Origin of the sequence: Candidatus Litorirhabdus singularis (genome assembly GCF_026262625.1) — a bacterium.
In the GTDB taxonomy this organism is placed as follows: Bacteria; Pseudomonadota; Gammaproteobacteria; order Pseudomonadales; family Halieaceae; genus Litorirhabdus; species Litorirhabdus singularis.
Genome location: NZ_SHNN01000007.1, coordinates 102,659 through 122,433, shown reverse-complemented (window position 1 = coordinate 122,433; position 19,775 = coordinate 102,659). Strand labels below are relative to the sequence as shown.

The following is a 19,775-nucleotide window of genomic DNA, read 5'->3' as shown; positions in this document are numbered from 1 at the left end:
ATGAAGCTGGCAGGGCATCTTGCGAGTTGGGAGAGCCCCATTAATAATAAGCCTCACAAATACAGGCAATTAATATTCAATGAGTGACTAATTAGCATATTTATAATAGCTGGAGACCGTTTCAGCCCCGTTTCAGCCGCGACAAGTGGTTGCAGTACTCAGAATGTTTAGGGTTGGGTGGGGGAGAAAAGGGCGTTTGTTCTACTTATACTCGATGAGGCTGGAGGCCGTTCAATAATCGCCGATATGGAAGCTTTGCAGCAGCAAACAGGTTTATCGGCAGCAGAGGCTTGCCAGGCCCTTAATGAGGCGGGAGTTGAGATGGCCAGCGAAATGCATGTTTCCAAATTGCAGCCAGCAATATACGAAGCAATGCATCTATAGTCCTGTGATACCTCACGGTGAGTAACGTGGCCTGCGTTGCCTGGCTGTTCAAGAGGAGGTATAGGCCCATGCCCGGGAATGAGAGAGAAATCCAGCGTGGGCTGACAGTTGGCCCGGCATGATATAGATCAGGTAATGGTGTTTTTATAACACTTCTCAACTGAATATTGCGTTCTCAGACTGTCTTCTACCTATACACCACATATAATGTAAGGGTATAGAAAGAGGCCGACTGGCAGGAGGGTGTGGGGTTTTTATCTTCTTGCCTATCATTCTTTCCCTTCTATATTAAATACAAAACAGTTCTTTTATATGTCGCTCTTCTGGATTGCGGCCTCAGGATTTCTGGCACCCGGTAGCCGGAACCTGCCAAAACCAGAAACGGCACCCGGCTTCAACTTTTGAGGTAGGCAATGGAGTTACTGCGAAAAGTTCGTACATGGCGGCAGCTACTGATCGCGCTACTTGTCCAGCAAATGGCGTTCTACGGTATGCCCGTATATGCCAACCCTGTGGCGCAGATCGTCACCGACGGGCGGACTGCGACACAGTTGGATGTGCAGGGCAAAACCACGGAAGTGACAACATCCACCGTGCGTGGCAGCAACGCGTATAACTCCTTTAGTAAGTTCGATGTCTACACCGGCAATACCGTCAATCTGCAAGTTCCAGGCGCGGCTGACAACCTGTTAAATCTTGTGCATAACAAGCGCTCAAATATTGATGGCGTATTGAATGCCTACAAAAACGGACAGATCGGCGGTAATGTTTTCTTTGCCAACCCTCATGGCATTGTTGTAGGTAGCGATGGCGTGGTGAACGTCGGCTCATTGTCGATGATGACGCCTACGCAGACATTCATGCAGGGTTTCTTTGATGCGGCAGGTAATCCTGCCGGCCTCGCTACCCGGCAGGTGATTGAAGGAACGGTGCCTATTAACGGCAGTGCCCTTCTTGCGGTTCAGGGGCAGATAAATGCACTCGGTGACATCAGGCTTTCGGGAGGCGAGGTCATCGTTGCTGGCTCCCTGGCTATTGGTAGTAATGCACTCCCGAATATTCCTGTCAGTGCTGAGGCCATTGTGCAATTGGCAGGCCTCGATCAAGCCGTGGGTATGATTGAGCGCAATGGGGACATTGTCATCCTGGGCGCCGGGGATGTGGCGATTACCGGTGCGCTCAATGCGACCGGGGCCGAGGGCATCGATGCGGGCAATATTGACGTTCGCGCGGGCAATGACATTGTAGTTTCCGAGGACGCTTCATTGTCGGCCCGGGGCGAGGGTGAAAATTCTGGTGGTGGTGATGTGGTTGTCCTTGCAGATCGTGATGCGAGTATCCGCGACAGTGCCAGCCTTGACGTCAGTGCCGGGAGTTCCGGAGACGCGGGGTTTGTGGAGTTCAGTGCGCTTGAAACCGTGACGCTGTCTGGCGGTGAGCTGCTTGCCAGCGCCGAGGACGGTGTGGCAGGTACTATCCTGATTGACCCTGAAAACCTGTTGATAGAGGACCATCTGCTGCGCGGTGATTCTACTAATGCTGATGGCATTACCTGGGATTCGGGTAGCCTGGTGTTAGACGCAGATGAAAAAATAACCCTTCAGGCGAACAAAGTCATTTCCAGTCGCTCTGTCGATAGCCCCGATGTTGTTGAAAACCATCGCACTGGATTATCGACCGCTGATTCTGGAAATATCACGTTGCAGGCTGCGGAAATTGAGCTGCAAAGTGGCTCGGAAATCCTGGCGTTTGCTGATAATGACAAGGTGTCCGGTAATGTGAGACTGAGCGCAACGGACACGGCTGGCTTTCTGGGAGGCGGAGCCAAGGCGACAATTACCGCCAATGGTGCTGTTATCAAAGCGGGTGCCATTGAACTTTCCGCCCAGGCGACCGGCAACGATACCCTCGGTATCGCCGTTGTTGGAGATGTGCAGAGCAGCATCGCTGTCGATTCGGGCTCTGTCCTGATCGCGGATACGGGCGATGTCACGATTGCCGCCTCCTCTTCAATGGTTGCCAAGGCTGAAGGTACACCCACGGACCTCGCAGTGGATGCGGCCATTGTTACAGTGAATTCAAGCTCAACTGTGGATATTGCCGATGCTGTGATTACGGCGCAAGGCAGCATTGATGTGGATGCCAATTCCACGATTAACACCCAGGCTATTGCAAAGGCCAGTTCGACCAGCGGTGATACCAATGGCGACGCTGCAGTGGCGATCACCGATATCACCAGCGTGGCTTCCGTTGCGGTAGCCGACGGTGCGGCGCTGACCGCGAAGCAGAATGCCTCCTTTGCGGCCAGCTCTGCAATAGACGCCACAACGACGGCTGACGGTGAAGCGGGTGGGGCGACGGCGGCAGGTGCGACAGTAGCTGTCTCGTCGGTTGCTGCCACAACATCGGCGTCACTGAACGATACGGTGGCAGTGAATGTCGCCGGTACTACAGAAGTTGCCGCCACCAGTAGTGAAACAATTACTACCAACACCAGCTCCACCGCGGGCGGCGCAAGTTCGAATACCGACGCAACCCAGGCCCAATTGCAGGAGGATGGCCGCAAAGCCGAAACCAGCGAGGGCCAGGTTAGTGTCGCCGGAACACTGGCTATAACCGATCTGGTGAGCAATACCGACGCGCTACTGGCGACCAATGCCACAGAGACTGTAAAGACGACGGAACTGGATATCGTGGCAAGCAGTAACCGCACGGTAGAAACCGCGGCGGACGCTTCTGCTACCGAGGGCGCAACCGGTGTCGGCGTGGCGGTAGCTATTGGTGTGGCGAACGTCTCTACCCGTGCAGAAGTGCGAGGAGCGCCATCGCTGGACGTTGATGAGCTCTATGTCCAGGCGCTGACGAATGGGCAGAAGAGTAGTTTCACAACCACGTCCAATTCAGGGGCTGGTGCCACCAATGTCGGTGTTGCCGGTAGCCTGGCAAGCAGTGTGGTAATCAACCGCAGTGAAGCTGTGGTCGCCGATGGTCTTTTGGTCAATATGGGTGTGGCGGGCGGTGATATCACGCTAAAGGCTGAAAGCAATAGCGCTACTACCGTGAGTGCCAAGTCGACCCAGGAAGGTGAAGCCTCGGTGGGTGTAGGTGCCTCGGTCGCGGTGAACGTGGGTGTGAATACCACCACGGCAGAACTGGGTGATGGATCAGAGCTGTCGGGCGCGGGGGATGTAGCGCTGAGTGCGACTTCAAAGCATGTTGCCAAGACCGAGTCGGAAGCGGGTGCGGCCGGTGGCGTTGCAGTGACACCGGTAGCGGGTGTGACAGTGGCGGTGAATACGACCACGGCACGGGTGGGCACGGGCAGTTTACTGGATCAGTCGGGTGAATTGAGTGCACTCGCCAGTCATGAAGGGTCCAGTACGACCAAGACCAGCGCGGATGCCGCGGGCGACAGTGTGGGCGTCGGCGCCTCACTGGCGACCACGGTGGCGACCGATACGGTAACGGCGTACACAGACCGGGACATCAAGGCCGGCGGCGATGTGCGCTTTGAGGCGTCCTCGGATGTGACCAGCGATACGATCGCCAAAGCCTCGGCCAAGGGTGCGAAGGCCGCGAAAGACGATGGTAAGCCGGAGGACGGTGACAAGGACGTGAATGAACAGATCCAGGGCCAGGTGGCGTTTGGAGACAGCAAGTCCGGTGAGACGACTGAAAATGCAGACGATGCGGATGCCTCCACCAGTGAAGGTGGCGTCAGTGTCGCGGCGGCGATCAGCGCGAACATAGGCACCGCGACAACAGTGGCATCGATTGCAGCTGATCGCTCGGTGGAATCCGGCGGTACGGTCACCGTGCGTTCCTCGAACGCGGCGGCTGTAGGTGCAACGGCAGACGGCACCCAGGTGTCCGGTGGCGACACGGCGGTAGGCGTGGGCGCGGCCGTGGCGGTTAACGTGGGTGTGGTAACCAATGTGGCGTCGATTGAAGACGGTGCGACGGTGACAGCCGATGGCGTGACAGTGGAAGCGCTGATGGTCAAGGATGCGGACGACAAGACGAAGACCTCGGTGTTCAGGGCTGATGCAACCTCCGGTGCCGGTGCCTCGGGTGTTGGTGTAGCCGGTGCCCTGGGTACGCACGTGGGTGTGGCCACCACGGCGGCGTTGATCAAGGACGCGGTGGTGACGTTGACCAATGACGGCGCGGTGCTACTGGCAGCACAGAACAATAGCGACAGTACCGTGAGTGCCAAGTCGACCCAGGAAGGTGAAGCCTCGGTGGGTGTGGGTGCCTCGGTCGCAGTAAACGTGGGCGTGACTACCACGACTGCGGAGATAGGGGATGATGCCACTCTTACTGATGGCGGCAGCGTGACCCTGAGTTCCAGCTCAGAACACAATGCAAGCACCTCAGCAGAAGCCGGGTCAGCGGGGGGCATTGCAGTATCACCGGTGGCTGCGGTAACCGTTGCGATAAACGATACCAAAGCCCGTTTGGGTGATGGCGATGACCTGAACCTCAGCGGCGATCTGTCCATCACGGCTGAGAGCAAGGCGGAAGTGACTAATGCTGCCACAGCTGCTGCAGGTGGCGATATTGGAGTCGGTATTTCTATCTCCGTCGCGGTGCCTGTCAACGAGACAACGGCTACGCTGGCCCGCGGTGGTAGCGTGGAAGGTTCACTCGATATCGATGCTGCATCCGCACTGGAGGTTCTGACTACTGCAGATGCCAGCGCCACGGGAGCCAGTGATAAAGAAGAGGAAAATGGCGGTACCGTCAATGAACTGACGAGCAAGTGGACGTCCTTTGCCACACCGGATGACAAGGAAGGCGATGTACCTGATGCGCCGAAGGCCGAGGTAGATAATGCGGATGAACTTACTGCATCAACCGGCGATGCGGGTGCCACCGAAAAACCAGCAGGTGGCGGTGGCGGTGGCGGCGGTGGTGAGAAGGAAAAGACTGAAGTGAAAGTGGCCGGTGCTGTCGGCGTAAACGTCGCACTGAACGATGTCACAGCGAACATAGCCGATAACGTTCATTTGTCTCAGGTAGGTAATACCAAAGTAACCAGCAGCAATGACGTCAACATAAAGACCAAAGCATCCGGTACTGCGGTGTCCTCCGATTATGGTGTTGGTGCGGCGATTGCACTGACAGTTCAGGACAATGACTCGACAGCGGAAATCGGTGAAGGGGTCGTCATTGATCAGGCCGGCGATATCACGGTTGAATCAAAAACGACCAATAATACGGGCGAAGACTTTGTCTCCAAAGTGGGGACAGAGGCGATAGCAGGCGCCAGTGGTGGCAAGGTTGCAGTGGCGGGTTCAGTGGCTGTCGTTAACTCTACGAATTCCAGCAGAGCCTCTATTGAGAAGAGTGCGAATATTGCGAAGTCGGGCGCAGTCATTGTTAACGCAGAGGACAAGAGTAAGGTCACCGCCAGGGCCTGGTCCGGGGCGTTGTCCAAAGGTGAGGACTCCAAGGCGGGCGTTGGCGCTTCATTCGCTATCCTGAATGTGGGCGATGAGACGCACGCATACATCGGTGAAAGTGCCAGTTTGTCAGACGCTGGAGCGGTCAGTGTCACTGCCGAGAGTAAGGAAGTGGACTCAGACGACTTTTCCTTCAATTTCGATTTTGTCGAAAACAAGTTAAAGAGCGCGACAGGCAAGAAGACCGAGGATGGTGAGGACGCTGACTTCGAGTACGATGACATAAACCCCCTCAATATACTCAGTGCGAACAACTACTACACGGAAGCGGCCGCTGGTGCTGCCTCTACCGGTGACTCGGGTGTGGCTGTTGCGGGTGCCTTTTCGGTACAGGTTCTCCACGGATCGACCAAGGCCTATATCGACAAGAATGCCGAGGTTGTGAGTGACGACAAGGTAACTGTATCGGCAAAACGCAATACCAACGCGGTGGCCCTGGGCGGCTCGTTTGGCGGTTCCAAAAAAGTCGGTGTGGGCGTCACCATTTCGAATATCAACGCCCTGGATGAGACGATCGCGTTTATTGGTGATGGCGCTTCTGTCAGCAGCAACGCGGTACCTGGCTCGCCCGAGGATGAGCCAACGGTATCCGTGCAGGCGTATACGGAGCAATTGCTGTCCACTATCGGCTTAAGTGGCGCGGTGGCGGCCGGTGGCGGTGAAGGTGTTGCCATTAACGGGGTGCTGGGTGCTGTGGTGTCGGTTAAGAATACCGCGGCCTCTATCGGAGATGGCGCCACCGTCTCTTCGCAGGGCTCGGTCGCTGTCGACGCGCAAAGTGACACCGATACGATCATGATCGCCGGTGGTATCGCGGTAGGGGGCAATGCAGGTGTCGGTGCATCCGCGGCGGCGCACGTGGCGGTGGACAGGACAACGGCATCGATAGGGAAAGACGCACAGGTTGATGCGAAAAAGGATACGACGGTTTCCGCTGTAAATGATGATCTTGCTATCAATGGCGTGATCAGCGGTGGTGGTGGCGGCAAGGTTGGGGTGATTCTCACCGGCTCGGCCAATATTATTCTCGGCACGACCGAGGCGAGTATTGGTGAGGGCGCTCGGATCAACACCGATGCGACCTATGACGACCCGGCGCAAAACGTCACGGTTAAGGCGCAGGACGATACGCTGGTTGTTGATGTGGCCGGTGCGGTTGCCGGCGGCGGCAAGGCGGGCGTCGGCGCGGCCCTGGATACCATCGTTTTTGTCAAGGATGTGCACGCGACCATCGACAGCGGTGCTGAAGTTGAGGCACAGAATGACATCAAGGTTATCGCCGATGCGAAGGAGACCGCTACCTCGGTAACGGCTGCCTTTGCCGGCGGCGGTAATGCCGGCGTCAGTGGTGCAGTGTCTGTAGTAGTGAACAGCAGTGACGTTTCTGCGGTCATTGCTGATGACGTGCACAATGACGCCACCAACAAGGCGACGGAAGTGCACGCCGGTGGCGATGTGATCGTGGATGCGGATGAGGCCTATCTTGGTGTCATGATCGCCGGTTCCGGTGCGGGTGGCGGTACTGCGGGTGTCGGTGGCTCTGTTGCTGTGAGCACATTGGTGAATTCGACCAAAGCACAGATCGGCGATAACGCTGTTGTGTCTGCTGGCGACAACGTGAAGGTCACCGCAGACGGAAAAGAATTTGTAACCACTGCCGTGATCAGCGGAGCGGGTGGTGGTACCGCAGGTGTTGCGGGAATGCTTTCGACCAATGTTCTGGTGACCCATACCGAGGCCTCCATTGGGGAAGGGGCTGATGTGGATGCGGGCACCGATGTCGATGTCACAGCGAGCGACGACACGCTTATCATCGGCGTGGCCGCCGGTGGCGCCGGTGGTGGTTCGGCGGGTGTTGGTGCGGGCATGGATGTCGGTGTCTTTGTCAAAAACACCAGCGCTTTTGTCGACGATGGCGCAACTGTGGATGCAGCGACAGGTGACATTACGCTTGATGCCCAGGCAACAGACCTGCATGTGTCGACTGCGGCCACGGGAGCCGGCGGCGGCTCTGCCGGGGTGAGTGGTTCGATCTCAACCAGTGTCATGGTCAATACCACCGAGGCCTACACAGTGGGCGACGCTGAGTTGTCAGCGGGTGATGACATAGCCATCAACGCACAGAACGATTCCACGACCGTCGCGACACTGGGCGCAGGCGCGGGCGGCGGTGCTGCCGGGGTAGCAGGCGCAGTGTCGGTGGTGGTCAATACCAATGCGACCAGGGCGTATACCGGAGCCGGCTCCAAACTGAATGCGCAGGATGACATCGACGTCACCGCTGCCTCCAAAGAAAATGTAATCACTACAGCGATTTCTGGCGCCGGTGGCGGCGCCGCTGGTGTTGCCGGGTCGGTGGGCATGAAGGTGCTGAGTACCACCACCCAGGCCTATGTGGGCAATGGCACGCAGGTGAACCAGAGGGCTGGATTTGACGGTGGCGCCGGGCAATCCCTGAATGTGTCCGCCGATGACCAGATCCTGATGGTGGGTTTGGCGGGATCGGGTGCAGGCGGCGGCGCTGCGGGAGTCGGCGTGGGCGCCGATGTGAATATCGTACGCAATTCCACAACCGCCTATATAGGCGATGGTTCCAATATTGATGTCGGTGGAGATGTCACTGTAAACGCAGATTCAGACAAGTATGTGAACAGCTTTGCCGGTGCGGGTGCCGGTGGCGGTGCCGCAGGGGTTGCTGTGGCAGTTTCTGTTGTGGCTGTTGGTGCACTGCTCGATAGCGATACGCAGGGCGGGCTGACTAACGAAGGGGAGAATGGCGAAGACGTTACCGTGCAGGGGTATGCCCAGCAGCAAACGTCGGGGGATATTCTTGGCGATTCACTGGGTGATTCCGAGCGTTCCGCCGCCACGAAAGACATCGTGACAGACGCCACCAGCAGGGTGTCGCTGGTGGATCCTGACGATACAACAGCGATTGATCTTGGCAATGTACAGGCCTTCATTGGCCCCAGTGCCCACGTCGATGCGGGTAACAACCTGGATGTCACCGCAACGGACAATACCATGGCCATTGTGGCAGATTTTGCGGGGGCCGGCGGCGGCGCGGCGGGTGTGGCCGGACTTATTGGGGTGGCGCTGGTGCACAACGATGCCGAGGCCTTCATCGCTGGCGGTGCGCAAACCAACGCAGCGGGTAAAACGAACGTAGAGGCGAGCACCAGGGAAGACGTGTTCATGGCCGGTATCTCGGGTGCCGGGGGCGGCGCAGCGGGTGTTGCAGGTGGCGCTATGTTGACGGTGGTGAACTCCGATACGGTTGCCTACATCGCCAATGACACGATGGTGAACCTCGGTCTGGGCAATGCCGATGCCGTGGTAGTGGTCGCCGACAGTGAAACCAATATCACCAATCTGGGCGCCACGGGCGGCGGTGCGGGAGCCGCTGGTGTAGGCGGTATCGCCGACGCGGTTGTTATCGTCAAGACAACGAAAGCGTCTATTGAGGATGATGCCAGGGTTCATGCTGATGAAGATGTTGCTATCGAGGCGGAATCTTCAGAGCAGGTAACCTCCGGCGCGGTAGCCATCTTCGGTGGTGGTGCCGCCGCGGTATCCGGCGTGGCGTCTGCGGTTGTGATCGCCAACGAGACAGAGGCGTACATCGGTGCTGACGCTACGGTCGATTCCGACGGCAACGTGAAACTGTCAGCGGTGGACGATGCACTGATTCTCAATCTGGGCGCGTCAGGCGCGGGGGCCGGCGCTGCCGGTGTGACCGGTGTGGTCAATGTCAATACGGTGACTAATAACACCAGTGCCTATATCAAAGACGGGGCCACCGTGAACGCGCGCGGTAATGCCGCCGGAACAGACGCCTATACCGGCAAGCTGACAGACACGGCTTCGGGCCTGGCACTGCCAAGCTGGGATCGCGCATTTGATGTCGATACCGATAATGACCCGGATACGGACAATACTATCGCAGCCAATGTCGACACCAGTCCCAATAGAAACACCGAGGAGGGGGCCGGGCAAAACAATATCGATACCTCTAATGGTATCAATACTAACGTCAGTAACGGCCTGGAAGGCGACGATGCCGCCAGTACCAGCCCCTCCATACCGGGTGTGGGTATCAACGAAAAAGAAACGATGACGGTTACCGGTCTTGCTGTAGCGGCAGTCTCCAATGAAAAAGTAGCCACTGTTGCTGCGAGCGTTGGCGGGGCTGGTGCGGCAGCGGTTGCCGGGGCTGCCATCGTGACGGTGATAGCGACTGAGACCAACGCGGGTATTGGTAGTAACGCGACCATCAACGACACCAGGGCCGGAGCGGGACAGTCTGTCTCCCTGCTGGCAGCGGATAACACCGACCTGGGTCATATTGGCGGCACTGTGACAGGCGCCGGCGCGGCGGCTGTCAGTGGTTCGGTTAATACGGCCATTGTTGCCAAGACCACAACTGCACGGGTGGCGAATGGCACCGATATTCTCGCCGGCGGTAGTGTCGGGGTAGACGCGATGTCGACAGAAAAAATCGATTTGTACACGGCCAACGTGTCTATAGCGGGCGCAGCCGGCGTCGGTGGTGCTGCCGGTGTTGCCGTTGTGAGTAACACAACGACCGCCGAGTTGCAGAACGAGACGAGTGTTGATGCCAGTGAAGACCTGGGTGTCAACGCAGTGAGTGACAGCGATATTAATATCGTGACGGTGAGTGGCTCTGGTGGTGTTGTCGGGGTATCAGGCGGCGCCTCGGTGGCAGTGATTAGCAACGATACGTTTGCCCGTGTTGGCGATAAATCCGAGCTGGATATCGGTGGCGATGCTGTCATTACTGCTGTATCGAAAGACAAGGCCAATACCGACACGGTCAGTGCGAGTGGCGGCGGCGTAGGCGTTGCAGGGGCGGTTTCTGTCAAGGTAATGACCGGTGAAACCACAGCCTCCCTCGGTGATCAGGTGATGTTCAACCAGGGTACGCAAATCGACAAGACCACACAGTCTATTTCCGTAGAGGGGAAAAACACCGTTGAACTCGATGGTATTGGTGGCTCGGCTGCGGCCGGTGGCGTCGGGGTTGGTGCGACTGCTGATATCAATATTGTGCGCAATTCCGTGGGCGCTCTGGTGGGGGATGGTTCCATGTTGCAAGCCGCAGGGGATATTTCTGTGGCAGCGGAGGCGGATAAAAATGTCGACTCCTTTACGATTGCGGCAGCAGGCGGTGCTGTTGGCGTTGGCGGCGCAACCAGTATTACGGTGATTGGCGCCGCGCTTGATGAGGACGCCCAGAATAGTGTTGGGGAGAACAACGAAACGGCCTCATACGCCGATGAAAAAATGACCGAAGACAAGACAACCGGCGCTATGGGCGACTCTGTCTACCTTAAAGACACCGAGTCGGATATTGCAGCGCGTACCAGCAGCCTGGGCGTGTCATCGGATATGAATGCAACCGTTTCCACCAATGACAGAACAATCGCTTCTGTGGGTGTCGGTGCCACGCTGGATGCAGGCAATACGCTTGCGATCAAGTCCACCGATTACACCACAGCAACGACAAAAACCGGCGGTGCTGCCGTGGGTTCTGTCGGTGTAGGCGGTGCTGTGGGTGTCACCACTATCACCAATACTACCGAGGCGGCGGTGGCTGAGGATGCGAACCTGAGCGGCGGGAATATGCTGACTATCGCCGCCAAAAATACTCAAAAAACCGATGAAGACACCCGCGTTATTGCCTTTGGCGGCGCGGCAGGTCTGGTGGGAATTGGTGCGGCCGTGGCTTACGTGGATACAGACAACACAGCCAGGGCAACAACAGGCAGTAATGTCACGGTATCCGATACACACACCGTGCGCATCATGGCGGAACAGGATGATGACATTCGCACCGAGGCGGTAGGAGCAGCGGCGGGCGCAGGCGCTGTCGGTGCCTCCCTGTCGCGATCGGGTCGTGATGGCACTGTTGAAGCCTCGCTTGGCGATGACAGTTCAGTGGTCAGCAATGTCGACAATGTCTTCATTGACGCTGACAGCTCAGGGCTGGTGAAAGCGAAAACAATCGCCGGGGCCGCCGGTACGACCTTTGCCGCATCCGGTGCAGTGGCCATTGCCCGCGATGACAGTGACATCACCGCTAAAACCGGGAACAGAGCTGAGGTGACTGTCTCTGATGCGATGAGATTGTCGGCCAGTAGCACGCCCGAAGTAGACGCCGAGAGTATCGGCGTCAGCGTTGCCGGTGGTATTAAAGTCGGTGCCTCTGTGGCTGATGCGGATTCCAGCCAAACCATCAAGGCCTACACCGGTGTGAGCAATATCATCAGCGCAAATACCCTGAGTATTAATGCGCGTCATGCTCGCAATGGCGCCAGTAATTCTGTCAGGGCGAAATCGGTGGGAGCCGGTGGTGGTTTGCTGGTGGGCCTGAATGCGACATCCGGCGATGCGAAAAGCATTATCAACATGGATAGCTACCTGGGCTCCGGCAGTACGGTGTCTATCCTGAACGATTTGATGGTTGGGGCTGATAACGACAGTCGACAGAGTGTCTACGTGACCGGTGTCAATGTAGGAGGGCTTCTTGCGGCCGGGTTCAATGAGGCAAGTGCAGAGTCCAACACGGTAGTGTTGGCACATGTAGACGACAATGCGGTGATTTCTGGCGGTAATGTAAGCATTGCTGCCGACAGTACAGACGACAATCAGGCTCAGTCCATTGCCGGTTCGGGTGGCATGGTGTCCGGCTCTGCCTCAGAGGCCGACACGAAGACGAGCAGTATTACCAAAGCCTATATTGCCGATGGCACCGCAGGTAAGGCAATCAATGTAGAGGCTATCGCTATTGCAGCGCAGCACCATTCGAAATTTAACGCTCAGGTTGACAGTACCAATGCCTCTCTCGTGGGCGCCAGTGGCGCGACTGCCAGCAATGTCAGTGACGCCACCGTGGAAGCGGGCTTTGGCGACGGCCTGACCGTAGGCGCGACGGCTGTAGATGTGGACGCTGGCAGCGAGGTTACCAAAACGTCCGGAGGCTGGACGGTGAATTCCGGTTCCGGTGGTCTGCTGGATCTGCCCGCCGCAAGCAGCACCACAAGCATCAGAAATTTCACCACCACCTCGGTTGGTGATGGCACGGAGATTACGCAGCTGGGCGATCGCAAAAATCCTGGCATGTTCGCCTTTGATGCACAGAACAAGGTGACCGCTGCCGACAAGGTGAGAATGAACGCCGGCGGTGCAATCGCCCTGGCAAAAGCCCGGTCAACGATAAGTGCCCTCACTAACCACGCCACGGTGAATATTGGCGCGGGATCGGAGCTCATGGCGCTGGGTGACATCGGCATGGGAGCCAAAGCCGATGCCGATATTTCCACCACAACTGCCGTGGATGTTTTTGGCCTGGCCGGTGAACCCTTCGGTGACGCGGTATCACGGTTTGGCGCGAACAACAGCATCAATGTTGAAGCGGGCGCCACAATTGTAGCGCTGCGGGATTTACACCTTGGCGCGGGCATGAATAGCGCCAGCGAAGAGAGCAACATTCACGTCGCGGCGCGCACAGATCTGTGGAATAACTCGGCGTTACCACTGCTGCATGACCCCGTGGCCGACACCTACGTCAATACCAGCAACAACATTCACGTGGCGGGACCGGCGGGGGCCGTCGCGGGTGCTGACGTGGCTGCGGCGCGTCATTTGTTCATGACCGCTACCCGGGGTAATACCACATTGTCAGGCGTGGGTATTGGCAAGGATATTTACAGCGAGACACTGGCGGCCATTGTGAATGGTATTGGTGGCATCTTTGGTGCGGAGGAGGTGTCCTTTGATCGCCACGGCGGTTCAGAAGTTGAGGTGTCTTCCACTAATGTCACTGTCGATGGCAGTGCAAGGGTGGGTATTCAATCCAGGCTGGAGCTTGAAATTGACGAAAATGGCGACATCACCCGCTGGATCAATGGTGAGGTGACCTACGATCTGGACGAGGGCATTCGTTTGGGTACAGCGGAGCAGATTAGCCTCTTTGGCGACATCCAGGCGCGTATCGATGCCCTGAAAGACCTGATCGCAGAATATGATACCAATGGGCAGAACACAGAAGGTGCACTCGCCGTGGCGGCGTACGAGGCAGAAATTGAGTTCCTTGAGCACAAACTGGTAGAGCTGGGCTATGTTGCAGCGGATGACCAGGGTGGCTTCAGTGGCTCCCAGAAGACAGAGCTGCAGCAAAAGAGGGATTTTATCGCTGCCAGCCCTGAAATAGAGGCGACCTATACCAGCGACAAAACTGACTTTGAAGGGGACCGAACAGTCTACGAACAGGCGAACGCGGGTTTGGTCACGCAGAATGAGGGTTTGCAAACTGACGTAGATACGCTTGCGGGCGAGGTCACTGTCCTGACGATTGCCAGGGCAGCTCTTGATCCGAACGATACAGATTATGCGACTGACTATGCGGCATACACCAACCAGATCAATACCAAGAATGGTGAGATAACCACGAAAAATGGCGCGATTTCTACCAACGAAGGCATCATCAGTACGAACAACACTGAAATTGTTAACCTCAATGGCCAGATTGCAGGTGTAGAGGCGGACCTTGTCACACTCGAGGGCCGGGTCACTACCACGAATGCCGAGATTGCAGCGATCGAAGCGGCCATCGCCAATGGTACCTATGTCGACAAGACAGCCGGCCCCCTGATCGATGTGGTGGTCATTGAAGATACCGTCGCACAGTTGGGCAATATCTATGTCAAAGGGGATAGCTTCGGCGGCGTGGGAGCGTTGTCGGCACCGGGTGACGCGGAAATTAAAATCACCAACCGGAGTAATAATTTCCTCAAACTGCATGATCTGATTATTCCCAGTACTGCCGGCGGCAAGGTCTTTTTCAACAATGTTGATGTGGTTGATAACGCGGCTGTCAATGCAATCAGTAACACGAACACCGCCAATTTCAATACCCTGTTGACGGCCGAGGGCAGCACCGCGCCGAATATAGAAGTCACCAGTACTTACGATCCACTGGATGCGTCCAATATTCAACGAGCGGCTGATTCGCTGGCCAGTGGGGAATACCCCCCGTATGCGAATATCGGGCCGGACATTATTGTGGTTGCGGGCGAGTCTGTTAACGAACTGACGCACATCAGTAACTCTCGAGGCTCTATCAAGGTCAAGAGCGCGGGCGGCAATATCCGTCTGGAAGAGAATACGCTGGTCAGCGGCGCGACGGTTGAAATCAAGACCAGAAATGGCGATTTCATACAAAGTTATACGGACGCTTTCAGCCATATAGTAGGCGGGGAGCCTTTAACTTTTACAGACGCTGATTCTGCTAGCAATACGTTGGCGAACATTTCCAAAAATACCGCTGAAGGCAGCGGCAGTGGCATCGTCGCCAATGGCAGTGTTCTCCTTGCAGCGCGTTACCTCAATATTAACGGCACGGTGCAAAGTGGCATTCCTGAGTGGGGTGTGGTCATTTCGGAAGGTGCCCAGGTCGATGTGCCCACCGTACCGGGATTACAGACGTTTACTCAGGCACGTGATTACTATGCGGCGCTAACTGATGCCCAGAAGGCAGAACCTGGCGCTGAGTACTTCCACGTCACTGGTGCCTCTGTGACGGGGCTTGATGCAGCCGCATCCGGGGAGTGGGAGCAAATTTCTGTCGAGTACAACGCTAAAGATGATCGCCTGGAACTGGGTGGTGTCGAGGTTAAAGGCGGCTATATACAGATTTTCGGCCAGGTGTTTAATACCAACGGTAACGCTGTAGCGGGCGAGGGTCGTCTGCGGGTGCTGGATGGTTACGGTGAAATTCAGGTTGATAACCGGACCACCAAAGCACTGTATTTGAATGCGCTGGATGCCGGCCAGGGTGTTGAAGGGAAGATCAGCATCACCAATGTGGAAGGCCTGAATGCGGACGGCAGTCCGAAGTTGAATACCACCATTTTTACCCGTAACGGCGCAGATCGATCGCAGCAGCTGATGTTTGACCCGGACGCTTACTTGGGCTCCGGTCATTTGCAGTACAGCATGACCAAGGGTACGGATGTTGGCGAGCAGAAGACGTATCTGTACCACAACAACAGTTGGTTTAATGTTGATGCACTGGGTACAGCCCAGATACTGGCATCCACGCTTATCAACTACCGCAACCTGTCTGACGACCCGCTGTCGAAGGGTGAGTACCTCAAGGTGGCGGGTACCGCCAGTTATAATACTCAGGGCATCGAAACGAAATCTGACACTGAGTTACTGTCCCTGTCGGTTGCTGAAGGCAGGAGTTGGGCGGATTGTAACTGGTGGACACTCTGCGCCAATGCAGATCACTATCAGGAATTTATTGTAACGACAGGCAGTAAAACCGTAGACACCTACAATATTAATGCGGGCAACCCCATTAGTATTGAATATATCGGCCACGATAATGGCATCGTTAACATCGCTTCCAGTGGTGATGTTTTGATCGCCGGCGGTGTCTACAACCGCAACGGTGACACGTCCATTACCAGTCGCGATGGCAGCATTCAGCAAATTACCGACTTTGCGACGGTGCAGGGCAATAGCATTGGTTTTGCAGCGGCAACCGGTATAGGCAGCATGGAGCAGGCCATTGACGTCGTTGGCCTGCAGGACACGTTCTCGGCAATAACGCAGATGGGTGATATTAATATCCATCAGGCGACCGGTGATATGGATGTCGTGAAAGTCGCAACAGGCAGTGGCCGTGTACTGCTGAATGTTGATGGCAATATCAACGGCACGGGTGTCGGAGCCGGCTTTGGTGCTGATATCAAGGGCGATCGCGTTGCACTGATTTCCCGCAATGGGGGTATCGGCACTGAGCGTACCCTGAATATCGAGACGGGTTATACCACTGACCTGCTCAAGCTGGCTGATACCGGTCTTGAGGCATTGGCGCGTAACAGTATCGATATAGAGAACCACGCCTCTGCAGGGAACGAAGATGGCCACCTGATGGTGGTGAGCGTTGAATCTCTCGCCGGCGATGTGAGTCTGAAAACCCCCGGCGCCATCATCGACAATAACCAGGTGGAGCGTACCGACACCCGGGCAATCGATGAGCTGGTGGCCCTGTGGGATGATATTGGACTGCGCGGTGACAGTGCCGATGCAAAAGATATCCGGGAAATAGAAATTCTCGAAGACAGTGTGACGGCCGAATACCGACGTTATTGGGAGACCCGTGGGGAGCAGGCGGGTATTGCGATTACTGACGATGCCTTCAAGGTTCTCGATGCAGAGGGCAACCTGACCAGCGAGATCAATTATGCCGCGTACAAGAACGCATTGAACAGCAGCAGCTATGATTCGAAGTATCAGGTTGCCTTGTCGACAGATCAGGAAAACGTGTTACGGGATCAGCTGGCATTGCGCGACAACGACCGCAACGGTGTGCCTAATACGCCGGACGAAGTTGATGCCCTGGTTCAGGGTTATATAGACGAAAGAACGAGTGAGTACCACGCGCAGCATGCACGCCTGTATGACCCGTCCAGTGACAATGCTGTGCAGGGGAATGTGGCCTCTATTTTCGAAGACGACTTCCGCTACGAGGCTGCTGAGAGCGAAATCGACAACCGCACCGAGGGTTCGCACTGGTCTGATTTCCAGTTGGCGGTAACCCTGTCTTCCAGCTTGTTGAAGGAGCTGACGGATACCGTCGCTGTGGTTGAAGAGCCGAATGTGATCGGCCGGAATGTGACCCTGGAGGCGGGGCAGGATATCGGTAATGTCAGGCCGGTTCTGGTTGATCTCAGCCGCAACGATGCGCTGGACTTCACCGTGGAAGAAAAAGCGGCGCTGGCCGCCGCTGAACGCGGTGATGTCGACGTGTACACGGATTATTTGACCATCAATCAGCGCGACGACGTGGATGTCGGCCAATTGGACGGTGGTAGCGTTTCGGCAGTAGCCGCCGGCGAAAACGGCAGTGACGGGGATGTCTACCTGGGGTCGGAAGGCGACCTGGCTCTGGATCGTATCGTGGCCGCCAACGAGATCCGGGTGAAAGTGGCCGGGGGCCTGATTAACGGCAATTCATCCATCGGCACACTGTTTGAAAACATCGTCGGTAAGCGCACCATTCTGGAAGCGGCCCATGGGGCTATCGGGTCAGTCGACAAGGCCATGATACTGCGGCTGGAAGAGGGCGCGCCGGTGACTGCGCGTGCGCGAGATGATATCTACCTGACTAACGTCGACGGGGATTTTTACATCGACACGCTGTATTCGCGCAGCAATATCACACTGGAATCCAATGACTCCATTGTTGATGCCTTTAGTGACGATGCACTGAATGTCCGCGCGGAAAATATCACCCTGACTGCCGGTAATGCTGTGGGGGCCGATGATAATGCCCTCGATGTACTGAACAGCGCTGAGGGTGAGGTGGTCGCCACATCCAATACCGGCGGCATCTACCTGCGCGTACCCAATAGCACTGGCAACTTTGGTCGCATCGATTCCGCTGACGAAGTCAGTCTGGCAGCGGCTTATGGCTACAGGATTTCAGATGCGGTGACAGGGCTGGCCAATATCAGTCTGTTGGCGGACGGTGAGGCAATCATTACCAGTACCGGTTCTGTCACTGGCCAGCTCGGGGATTTACAGGTCACGGGCACGGCACTGCGGGTAGAAGATGGCGGCTGGATGAATGCCGGTCTGGGACGGCTTGTCATGGACCTGGATGGGGATGCGATAGTGACCGGTCTTTACTCTGGTTACGCAGGGCCCGGGGCGATCGATATTCGAACCGGCGGCCGTGTGCTTGACGGCGGCGACACCCGCACTGACATTACCGCTTTAGCGGACAACAGCAGTGTGAGCATTCGCGCCGGGGGTGTCGGCAATGCGTCGGTCACCGAGGACGGCATCGTTGATACGCCCAATGCCCTGGAAGTTGATGTGCTGAGGGTTGAGCAGATAACCGCGGTCAATGATATCCATGTGAGTTCTGCCACAGGGCTGACAGCAGGCAGTATTGAAAGCCTGCAGGGCGGCGTTGACGTTCGGGTGACAGGAGGCAACGCGGCAGTCGAGAGCCTGCTGGCGCAGTATGACATCCTCCTTGAAGTGACAGGAGAGCAGGGGGGCTATACAGGCGATGTGATTGAGAGTCGAGAGGGCGGAGTGAAAGCGACGATCGACGGCGATATTCTTGTCGATCGTGTGCTGGCGAAGACTCATGTCGAGCTTGAGAGCAAATCTGGCGATGTCGGGCTGAGAGACGTCACTGGCAATTCGGTATCGCTGGCCAGCCTGCGCCAGGGTGGCCATGTGACCGTGGAAGAACTTGCTGTGGCGCAGTCACTGGCGCTGAAGGCTGACCATAGTCGTGTTGCATCCCTGACGCATACCGAGCCAACAGGTGTGCTGCGCCTTACCAGTGTCGGTAACAATGGTGGTATGGGTGACACGCTGTCCATGTTCGCCAGTCAAAATGGCAAGGTACTTGCGGATGATGTCGCGGTAGACCGGATGAACCTTGAGCTCAGTGGTAATCAGATCAAGTTCCGGGGTGTTCAGGTGGGCAGCAAAGCGGAGATAAAAACACCGTTGCATTCCGTGGTCATCGATAATACGGAGCCCAGAATCTACCCTGAAACAACATTGCAGGTCTCTGGCAAAGGCCCTCTTGATCTGGAGTTGTTTGCCGATCGCAGGGCGACAACAACAGGCAGAGTCATATTTTATGACCCCGAATACATTATTAATTCGTACAGTGGGTCTAACAGCCTTGATCGCGTTGTAGCAAACAACCTCAAGGTTCCCGAAGCCACCAATGAAATACTGCAACGGAATATCAGCCTGCTGCAGAGCTATATGCTGAAGGACGATGCCCTTGCGCACAGACAACGTTCAACGCTTGAGCTGATCAACTACAACGAAGACAACCTGGTGAATCTGGGTGAGTGATTT

1 protein-coding gene is annotated in these 19,775 nt (G+C 56.4%); it reads left to right on the top strand.

Annotated elements, in window-relative coordinates; all coding sequences use genetic code 11:
* The first annotated feature begins 797 nt into the window (after window positions 1–797).
* A complete protein-coding gene (locus EYC98_RS21400) occupies window positions 798–19,772 on the top strand; it encodes a leukotoxin LktA family filamentous adhesin (RefSeq protein WP_279247449.1) in 18,975 nt (6,324 codons plus the stop codon).
* Window positions 19,773–19,775 lie beyond the last annotated feature (3 nt).